At 73.7% G+C, this 8,968-nt stretch carries 8 protein-coding genes, 2 tRNA genes and 2 pseudogenes; 6 read left to right on the forward strand and 6 right to left on the reverse strand.

Features of this window, described 5'->3' with window-relative positions; genetic code table 11:
- Positions 1-2: 2 nt before the first annotated feature.
- Together BJF88_RS23650 and BJF88_RS22195 are read right to left on the reverse strand one after the other, a co-directional pair.
- Positions 3-611 (reverse strand): annotated as a pseudogene (locus BJF88_RS23650) (hypothetical protein); the annotation flags it as partial.
- Positions 521-1,018 (reverse strand): annotated as a pseudogene (locus BJF88_RS22195) (GNAT family N-acetyltransferase); the annotation flags it as partial. The pseudogenes BJF88_RS22195 and BJF88_RS23650, both read right to left, overlap by 91 nt.
- 68 nt (positions 1,019-1,086) lie before the next feature.
- On the opposite strand from BJF88_RS22195, the gene BJF88_RS12005 reads away from it, so the two are divergent.
- Entirely contained in the window at positions 1,087-1,452 is a 366-nt protein-coding gene (locus BJF88_RS12005) for an MGMT family protein (protein ID WP_075828980.1), read from the forward strand.
- Between the two features lie 54 nt (positions 1,453-1,506).
- Here the strand turns inward: BJF88_RS12005 and BJF88_RS12010 are convergent, their stop codons facing one another.
- From BJF88_RS12010 to BJF88_RS12025, 4 genes are all read right to left on the reverse strand, one after another.
- Positions 1,507-2,565 (reverse strand): LLM class F420-dependent oxidoreductase, encoded by a 1,059-nt coding sequence (locus BJF88_RS12010; RefSeq protein ID WP_075828974.1) that lies wholly within the window; start codon positions 2,563-2,565, stop codon positions 1,507-1,509.
- A 133-nt stretch (positions 2,566-2,698) separates the two neighbouring features.
- Positions 2,699-3,295 (reverse strand): serine O-acetyltransferase EpsC, encoded by a 597-nt coding sequence (gene epsC / locus BJF88_RS12015; protein ID WP_075828981.1) that lies wholly within the window; start codon positions 3,293-3,295, stop codon positions 2,699-2,701.
- A gap of 41 nt (positions 3,296-3,336) precedes the next feature.
- Positions 3,337-4,272: a cysteine synthase A gene (gene cysK, locus BJF88_RS12020; protein WP_075828975.1), complete on the reverse strand. Its 936-nt coding sequence runs from the start codon at positions 4,270-4,272 to the stop codon at positions 3,337-3,339.
- Positions 4,273-4,695: 423 nt separating this feature from the next.
- Positions 4,696-4,766 (reverse strand) — tRNA-Gly (locus BJF88_RS12025).
- 143 nt (positions 4,767-4,909) lie between these two features.
- On the opposite strand from BJF88_RS12025, the gene BJF88_RS12030 reads away from it, so the two are divergent.
- The 5 genes from BJF88_RS12030 to BJF88_RS12050 all read left to right on the forward strand — a co-directional run.
- Positions 4,910-4,983, forward strand: a tRNA-Pro gene (locus BJF88_RS12030).
- A 192-nt stretch (positions 4,984-5,175) separates the two neighbouring features.
- Complete coding sequence (gene tig, locus BJF88_RS12035) at positions 5,176-6,603, forward strand: trigger factor (protein WP_075828976.1); 1,428 nt, start codon at positions 5,176-5,178, stop codon at positions 6,601-6,603.
- Positions 6,604-6,835: 232 nt separating this feature from the next.
- On the forward strand, positions 6,836-7,483 hold the full coding sequence (locus BJF88_RS12040; protein ID WP_075828982.1) for an ATP-dependent Clp protease proteolytic subunit: 648 nt from the start codon (positions 6,836-6,838) through the stop codon (positions 7,481-7,483).
- A gap of 42 nt (positions 7,484-7,525) precedes the next feature.
- The gene (locus tag BJF88_RS12045; RefSeq protein WP_075828977.1) at positions 7,526-8,242 is read left to right on the forward strand and encodes an ATP-dependent Clp protease proteolytic subunit; all 717 of its coding nucleotides are present in this window, start codon (positions 7,526-7,528) and stop codon (positions 8,240-8,242) included.
- 265 nt (positions 8,243-8,507) lie between these two features.
- Positions 8,508-8,968: ClpX C4-type zinc finger protein (locus BJF88_RS12050; protein ID WP_139316044.1), on the forward strand; the 461-nt coding region annotated here is incomplete at its 3' end.

Consider the following 8,968-nt stretch of genomic DNA (forward strand, 5'->3'; position numbering starts at 1 on the left):
GGGGTGACCTCGTGCGACAGGTCGAGGTCGGTGAGCACACCCCACAGCGCGCGCGCCGCGGCCGCGTCGAGCGCCACGACCTCGCCGGCCGACACGGTGCCGCGCGGCCCCTCGGGCTCCCAGGCGAGGCTGCGGCGGAACCGGGCGTAGCCGCGCGGTTCGCCGTCGAGCTCGACGACGACGATGCGCATCGCCTCGCGCCCCTTGCGGAACGCCGCCGGGTCGCTCCAGTACGCGGCCTGCAGGGCGTCGGTCTCGCGCGCGGCCCAGCCGGGCCGGTTGAGCACCGTCCCCGCGCCCCGGCCCGTCGGGTCGCGCCCGCGCGCTCGTGCAGGGCGGCGACGAGGGCGCCGTGCCGCTCGCGCGACGCGCGCTCGACACGGACGGTGTGCCGCTCCGCGCCCGGGACGTCGCGCAGGGCGGCGCCGCGCGGGACCGCGACGCGCAGGTCGTCCGCCGCGCGGCCGTACCCGAACCGCCCGTAGATGGGCGCCTCGGCGGCGAACAGCGCGGAGACGGCCTCGCCGCGCTCGCGGCAGCGCGCGAGGTGACGGTCGACCATCGCGGTGAGCAGGCCGCGACGTCGGTGGGCGGGGTGCACGCCCACCCACGTCAGGCCCGCGACGGGCGCCGTGGCGCCGGGGACGGGGAAGCGTGCGAACGGGTAGGAGGCGTGCATGGCGACGAGCTCGCGCCGCACGGGGAGCGCGCCGTCGAGCGGTTCGGCGTCCTCGTCCTCGGTCTCGCGGACGACCCCGACCGTGCGCTCCCACGTCAGCGGCGAGGGCAGCTCGGCGAGGTCGTCGACGTCCACGGGGGAGGGGAAGGCCCACGTGTCGAGCTCGAGCGCCTCGCGCAGGTCGTCGAGGCCGAGGCCGGTGAAGGCGTACCCGTCGGGGAGGGCGGCGGCCGGAGGGTCGGCGGTGGCGGCACCGAGGGCCGGGTCACCGTCCGTCCCGGTGGCCGGGTGCGGCGGCGTGGTCGGGTGCGGCGGCGTCGTCGCGGCGTCGGGGCTCATGCGCCGATCCTCGTGGGGCGGAGGCGCCCGCGCCAGGGTTTTGGCCTCGCGTCCGTAGAGTGCTCGGCGTGGGAGCCACCGACGTCGACGACCGGGCGGCGCGCGCCGCGGAGTACGCGGCCGCGGTGCTCGCGCTCGTGCGGCGCATCCCCGCCGCGCGGGCGATGACGTACGGGCTCGTGGCGGAGGTGGTCGCGGAGTCGTTGCACCGCGGCGGCCCGCGGCAGGTGGGCGCGGTGCTCGCCGGCTCGTCCGGGGTCGACGACGACGGCGCTCCCGTGCCGTGGTGGCGCGTCGTCAACGCCGCGGGCTCGCCGCCGGCGCACCATCTCGACGCCGCGCTCGCCGCGCTGCGCGCGGAGGGCTGCCCACTGACGCGGGAGGGGCGCCGCGTGGACCTGCGCCGGGCGGTCTGGTTCCCGGAGGCCGACTGACCGCCGGCCGGTCCACCTGACCACATCCGTCCGGCCCGGAGGCGGTCGCGCGGGTCAGGCCGACGCGGTCGCGTCCGCGACGGGCAGGAGCGCCGCGAGGGTGCGCACGGCCGTCGCGTCTCCCTGGACGAGGATCGTCGTCACCGCCGTGGAGCGCCACGCCTCGAGGTCGCGCGCGATCTTGTCCGCCGGCCCGACGAGCGCGACGTCCTCGACCATCGCGGTCGGCACGGCGGCGGCGGCCAGGTCCTTGCGCCCGGCGAGGTAGTGCGCCTGGACCTCGTCGCACGCGTCCGCGTACCCGAGCCGGTCCAGCGCGTCGCGGTGGAAGTTGGCGCCCTTCGCGCCCATCCCGCCGACGTAGAGCGCGAGGAACGGGCGCACACGGTCCGCGGCGCGCTCCACGTGCTCGTCGACGACGACGGGCACCGTCGCGCTGACCTTGAACGCGGTCTCCGGCGACCGCTCGGGCGACCGGCGGGCGAAGCCGTCGGCGAGGAGGTCGCGGAACGTCCCGTCCATGCGGGGGGAGTAGAACAGCGGGAGCCAGCCGTCCGCGATCTCGGCCGCCAGGGCGATGTTCCTCGGCCCCTCCGCGGCGAGGTGGATCGGCAGGTCGGCGCGCAGGGGGTGGACGGTCGAGCGCAGCGCCTTGCCGAGGCCCGTGCCCTCGCCGTCGGGCAGGGGCAGGGGGTAGTGGGGGCCGGGGCTCGTGACCGGCGCCTCGCGCGCGAGCACCTGCCGGACGACCTCGACGTACTCCCGCGTGCGGGCGAGCGGACGGGCGTACGGCTGCCCGTACCAGCCCTCGACGACCTGCGGGCCCGACACCCCGAGCCCGAGCACGAAGCGGCCCCCGGACAGGTGGTCCAGCGTCAGCGCCGCCATCGCGGTGGCCGTCGGCGTGCGCGCCGAGATCTGCGCCACGGCCGTGCCGAGGCGGACGCGGGACGTGCGGGACCCCCACCACGCGAGCGGGGTGAACGCGTCCGACCCGTAGGCCTCGGCCGTCCAGACCGAGTCGACGCCGAGACGGTCCGCCGCGAGCACGGCGTCCTGCACGCCCTCGGGCGGACCTGCGGACCAGTAGCCGGTGTGGATGCCGAGACGCACGGCGACTCCTCGTCGTCGAGGGACGGTGGGGACGACGCGGCACGGCCCCGGCGGGCGCCGAGGATGTCCGGGACGCGGCGTCCCGGGTACCGCTGCCGCCCACCCTAGCGGAACGTCGCGTGCGCTCCCGGGCTCAGATCACGTACTCGATGAGGAGCGAGGGGTCCTCCACGGTCGCGTGCGCGGCCGGCGTCGACTCGGGGACGCGCACGCGGGCCGGCACGCCGACCGCGACCGCTCCCGCCGGGACGTCCTTGACGACGACCGCGTTCGCCCCGACCTGGACGTCGTCGCCGACCCACACCGGGCCGAGGATCTTCGCCCCGGCGCCGACGACGACGCGGTCGCCGAGCGTGGGGTGGCGCTTGCCGCGACGCATCGACCGACCGCCGAGCGTGGACGTGTGGAACAGGACGACGTCGTCGCCCACCTCCGCGGTCTCGCCGACGACGACGCCCATCCCGTGGTCGATGAACAGGCGGCGGCCGATGCGCGCGCCAGGGTGGATCTCGACACCGGTCAGCGCACGCGCGAGCTGCGACACGAGCCGGGCCGGCAGGCGCAGGACGGGCTCGCGCCACATGCGGTGCGCGAGCCGGTAGGCCCAGACGGCGTGGACACCGGGGTAGGCGAGGGCGACCTCGAGGCGGCTGCGCGCGGCGGGGTCCCGGCGTCGTGCCGCCTCGAGGTCCTCCTCCAGCACGCGCAGGAAGCGGCGGACCCGGGACAGCCTCCCGGGTCCGCCGCGACGCTCGGACGGAGCGGACAACGTCAGTCCAGCAGGTCGGCGTAGAGCACCGACGACAGGTATCGCTCGCCGAACGACGGGATGATCGTCACGATGAGCTTCCCGGCGTTCTCCGGCCGCCGCGCCAGCTCGAGCGCCGCCGCGATCGCCGCGCCGGACGAGATGCCCACGAGCAGGCCCTCCTCCTTCGCCGCGCGGCGCGCGTACTCGACGGCCGTCTCCGCGTTGACGTCGATGACCTCGTCGTAGACGGACGTGTCGAGGATCTCCGGGACGAAGTTCGCGCCGATGCCCTGGATCTTGTGCGGTCCGGGCTGCCCGCCGTTGAGGATGGCCGACTCCTCGGGCTCGACCGCCACGATCTGCACGCCGGGCTTGCGCTCCTTGAGGACCTGGCCCACGCCCGTGATGGTCCCGCCCGTGCCGATGCCGGCGACGACGATGTCGACCTGACCGTCGGTGTCCGCCCAGATCTCCTCGGCGGTCGTGCGGCGGTGGATCTCGGGGTTCGCCTCGTTGGCGAACTGCCGGGCGAGGATCGCGCCCTCGCGCTCGGCCACCACCTCGTCGGCCTTGCTCACCGCGCCCTTCATGCCCTCCGACCCGGGCGTGAGGATGAGCTCGGCGCCGAACGCGCGCAGCAGCGCGCGGCGCTCCTTGGACATCGTCTCCGGCATCGTCAGCACGACGTCGTAGCCGCGCGCCGCGCCGACCATCGCCAGCGCGATGCCGGTGTTGCCCGACGTCGCCTCGACGATCGTGCCGCCGGGCTTCAGCTCGCCCGACGCCTCGGCGGCGTCGATGATCGCGACGCCGATGCGGTCCTTGACCGAGTTCGCGGGGTTGTAGAACTCGAGCTTCCCGACGACGGTCGCGCCCGCCCCCTCGGTGAGCTTGTTGAGACGGACGAGCGGGGTGCTGCCGACGAGCTTGGTGACGTCGTCGTAGATGCGTGCCATGGCTTCCTCTTCTGTCGAGGGCTCGGAGCGAGCCCGGAACAACGGGGTTCGGTGCAGGGGAGCGGGGCGGACGGGGTCCGGAGCCAGCGTCCCGCAGCCCGGGTGGGCCCGCGCGCCGAGGTGCGGGACGGGCGGGCTGCGCCCGGTGCGGGCGCGGCAGGGGCGGTCGTCAGCGACAGCCGTGACAGCGACGACAGGAGGTCCGCGCGACGGCGCGGCGGAGCGGTGCGGGACGCGCGGCGCTCGCGGTCATTCCTCGCTCCTCCTGGTCGGCAGCGCCCGGCCGGCGGGCCCCCGGGAGGGCCGCGGCGCAGGGCGTGGTGCTGCCGAGCGTATCCGTCCCGGTCACGGGCCTGCAACGGTGACCGCGCCCGGGACGACGACGGGCGCCCGCCGGCCTGGCGGGGCGCCGTGCGCGCAGGGAGCGGGCGACGGGAATCGAACCCGCGTAGCCAGTTTGGAAGACTGGGGCTCTACCATTGAGCTACGCCCGCGAGCAGCCGCGGCCCGGGCCCGGGCGTCCGTCGGGAGCCCGGTCGGTACCGCCGACCTGCGGCCGCAACCCTAGCAAACGGTGCCCGGCCCCGGTGCGCCCACCAGTACACTGACCGGTGCCCGCCCGGCGTCCCGGGGCGGACGGGGTGTGGCGCAGGTTGGTAGCGCGTCCGCTTTGGGAGCGGAAGGTCGCAGGTTCGAATCCTGTCACCCCGACAGGTCGTCGTCGGGCGGAGCCGTGGCCGCGCGACGGCTCCGCCGGCACGGGCCCACCGCGCGCGGTCGTGTGGCGTAGGCTTGACGGGTTGCCCGTACGCCCGCGGTGACCCGGCACCCCTCGCGCGACGGGCGCGCAGCCCGTCCCGTCGCCGCACGCCGGCCCGCCCCGATCAGTTGGAGACCATCGAAGTGAAGAGCGCCGTCGAGACCCTCGACCCCACCAAGGTCAAGCTGACCGTCGAGGTGGGGTACGACGAGCTCCAGCCGAGCATCGACCACGCCTACAAGCACATCGCGGAGCAGGTGAACATCCCCGGCTTCCGCAAGGGCAAGGTCCCGCCCCGCATCATCGACCAGCGCGTCGGCTGGGGCGCCGTCGTCGAGCACGCCGTCAACGACGCGCTCTCCGGCTTCTACCGCCAGGCCGCCAGCGAGGAGAGCCTGCGCCCGCTCGGCCAGCCCGAGGTCGAGGTCACGGAGATCCCCGCCAAGGCCGGCGAGGGCCAGCTCGTGTTCACCGCCGAGGTGGAGGTGCGCCCGGAGATCGAGCTCCCCGAGCTCGGCTCCCTCGACATCACGGTCGACGCGGCGGAGGTCACCGACGAGGACGTCACCGAGCGGCTCGACGCGCTGCGCGAGCGCTTCGGCACCCTGGTGGGCGTGGACCGCCCCGCCGCCGAGGGCGACTTCGTCGTCATCGACCTCAAGGCCGTCATCGACGGCGAGGAGGTCGACTCGGTCTCCGGCGTCAGCTACCAGATCGGCTCCGGCAACATGCTCGAGGGCCTCGACGAGGCGCTCACCGGCCTGTCCGCCGACGAGACGACGACGTTCTCCGCGCCGCTGGCCGGTGGCGAGCACGAGGGCAAGGCGGCGGAGGTCACCGTCACCGCGACGACCGTCAAGCAGCGCGACCTGCCGGAGGCGGACGACGACTTCGCGCAGCTCGCGTCGGAGTTCGACACGCTGGAGGAGCTGACCGCGGACCTGCGCGAGCAGGTGGCGAGCACGAAGACGTCGAACCAGGCCGTCGCCGCGCGTGACGCGCTCCTCGAGGCGCTCTCGGGCGCCGTCGAGATCCCCGTCCCCGCCGGCGTCGTCGAGGCCGAGGTGCACCGCCACCTCGAGTCCGAGGGGCGCCTCGAGGACGACGAGCACCGCGCGGAGGTCACCGAGGAGGCGACCACGGCGATCCGCAACCAGATCCTGCTCGACACCCTGGCCGAGAGCCTCGAGGTCAAGGTCGCGCAGAACGAGCTGCTCGAGTACCTCGTGCAGGCGTCGCGCCAGTACGGGATGGACCCGAACCAGTTCATCCAGTCGCTCGACCAGGGCGGGCAGATCCCGGCGATGGTCGGTGAGGTCGCGCGCTCGAAGTCGCTCGCCGTCGCCCTGCGCCAGGTCGAGGTCAAGGACTCGGCGGGCAACGTCGTCGACCTCACCGAGTTCATCGGCTCGGACGCCGACGACGCCGACGACGCCGAGGACGCCGCCGCCGCGGCCGCTGCGGCCGAAGCGTCGGCCGAGCCCGTCGACGAGGCTCCCGTGGACGACTCCGGCGACCCGGCCGCGGACGCGCCCGTCGAGGACCCGGCGGAGAAGAGCACCAAGGCCTGACCGGCCACGACGACGGCCCGTACCCCACGACCGGGGTGCGGGCGTCGTCGTCCGCGCACGGTCCGGTCCCCCCCGGGCGGCGTATGCGCCGACAGCGAAAACGCGCCGCGTCGGGACGAACGGCCGCGGCCCACCGCGTTAGGGTCACTGCAGCACGGCCGGAGGACGGTGACGAACCGGCTCCGGCCCGGGCATGCGCAGGCGGGTGGGACCCGCGGGAGCGACGAAGGAGATGGAAGTGAACGAGCTGTACCTGCCGTCCGACGCGACCGGCCCGGTGGCACGCACCGAAGGCCAGGGCCTCGGCCTCAACGACTCCATCTACAACCGGCTCCTCAAGGAGCGCATCATCTGGCTCGGGTCGGAGGTGCGCGACGAGAACGCGAACGCGATCTGCGCGCAGATGATGCTGCTCGCAGCGGAGGACCCGGAGAAGGACATCTGGCTGTACATCAACTCGCCCGGCGGGTCGATCACGGCCGGCATGGCCATCTACGACACGATGCAGTACATCCAGCCCGACGTCGCGACGATCGCGATGGGCATGGCGGCCTCGATGGGCCAGTTCCTGCTGTCGTCCGGCACCAAGGGCAAGCGGTACGCGACGCCGCACGCGCGCGTCATGATGCACCAGCCCTCGGGCGGCATCGGCGGCACGGCGACCGACGTGCGCATCAACGCGCAGCTCATCATGCACATGAAGCAGGTGCTGTCCGAGCTGACCGCCGAGCAGACCGGCAAGCCGCTGGAGCAGATCCTCAAGGACAACGACCGCGACAGCTGGTTCACGGCGGAGGAGGCCAGGGAGTACGGCTTCGTCGACCACGTCGTGACGAACGCGGCGTCCGTCACGGGCGGCGGCGGCACGACGGGTTCCTGAGCCCCGCACCCCGGACCCGACTTCACTTCGAGGAGAACCCCCGTGACCTTCAGCGCAGAGTCCCAGTACCTGTCGACCGCCCAGCGTCTCGCCGGCCCCGCCGCGCGGCCCGGAGGCGTGGCCCTGCCGGGCGGCGCGCCGTCCGCACGCTACGTGCTGCCGCAGTTCGAGGAGCGCACCGCGTACGGCTTCAAGCGGCAGGACCCCTACACCAAGCTGTTCGAGGACCGCATCATCTTCCTGGGCGTCCAGGTCGACGACGCGTCCGCGGACGACGTCATGGCCCAGCTGCTCGTGCTCGAGAGCCAGGACCCGGACCGCGACGTCATCCTCTACATCAACTCGCCGGGTGGGTCGTTCACCGCGATGACCGCGCTCTACGACACGATGCAGTACATCAAGCCGCAGATCCAGACGGTCTGCCTCGGCCAGGCGGCCTCCGCCGCGGCCGTGCTGCTCGCGGCCGGTCAGCCGGGCAAGCGCCTGGCCCTGCCCAACGCGCGCGTCCTCATCCACCAGCCGGCGATGGAGGGCGGGGGCTACGCGCAGGCCTCCGACATCGAGATCCACGCGAACGAGCTGATCCGCATGCGCGAGTGGCTCGAGGACACCCTCGCGCTGCACTCGGGCAAGGAGGTCGAGGAGGTGCGTCAGGACATCGAGCGCGACAAGATCCTCACGGCCGAGCAGGCCAAGGAGTACGGCCTCGTCGACCAGGTGCTCGAGAGCCGCAAGGCCGTGGCGGTGAACACGCCCTGACCGGGCCCGCACCCCGCCGTCGTCCGTCGCGCCGCCGCGTCCTCCGGGACCGGCGGCGCGACGCGTCTGGGCCCGCGTCCTCGCACGCGGACGCGTTCGGACACGGAACGGCATCGATCGTCATCGGATGTGGCCCTTCACCGGGGAGCCCACCTGACAACGGGGTTCCCGTGGTGTGGAATGGGAAGAAGGACCCGCTGCGACGTGGACGGCGGGCCCGTGCCGGGCGGAGGGACGCCCGGTCACCCGGACAAGGAGACGCTACGTGGCTCGTATCTCGGACGGCGCCGACCTGCTCAAGTGCTCGTTCTGCGGAAAGTCGCAGAAGCAGGTCAAGAAGCTCATCGCGGGTCCCGGCGTGTACATCTGCGACGAGTGCATCGACCTGTGCAACGAGATCATCGAGGAGGAGCTGGCCGAGGCCACCGAGCTCGGGCTCGTCGAGCTGCCCAAGCCACGGGAGATCTTCGAGTTCCTCGGCCAGTACGTGATCGGGCAGGACCCGGCGAAGCGGGCGCTCGCCGTCGCGGTCTACAACCACTACAAGCGCGTCCAGGCGGGGGAGTCGACGAAGGCGTCGACCACCGACGAGGGCGACCACGTCGAGCTGGCGAAGTCGAACATCTTGCTGATCGGTCCGACGGGGACGGGCAAGACGTATCTGGCGCAGACGTTGGCGCGGATGTTGAACGTGCCGTTCGCGATCGCGGACGCGACGGCGTTGAC

The sequence above is a fragment of the Cellulosimicrobium sp. CUA-896 genome (assembly GCF_001942335.1).
Classification (GTDB): domain Bacteria; phylum Actinomycetota; class Actinomycetes; order Actinomycetales; family Cellulomonadaceae; genus Cellulosimicrobium.

Coding starts and splice junctions, on each gene's coding strand:
- cysK (WP_075828975.1), bottom strand. CDS start 4,272: ATGGCACGCATCTACGACGACGTCACCAAGCTCGTCGGCAGCACCCCG.
- BJF88_RS12040 (WP_075828982.1), top strand. CDS start 6,836: ATGGAAGTGAACGAGCTGTACCTGCCGTCCGACGCGACCGGCCCGGTG.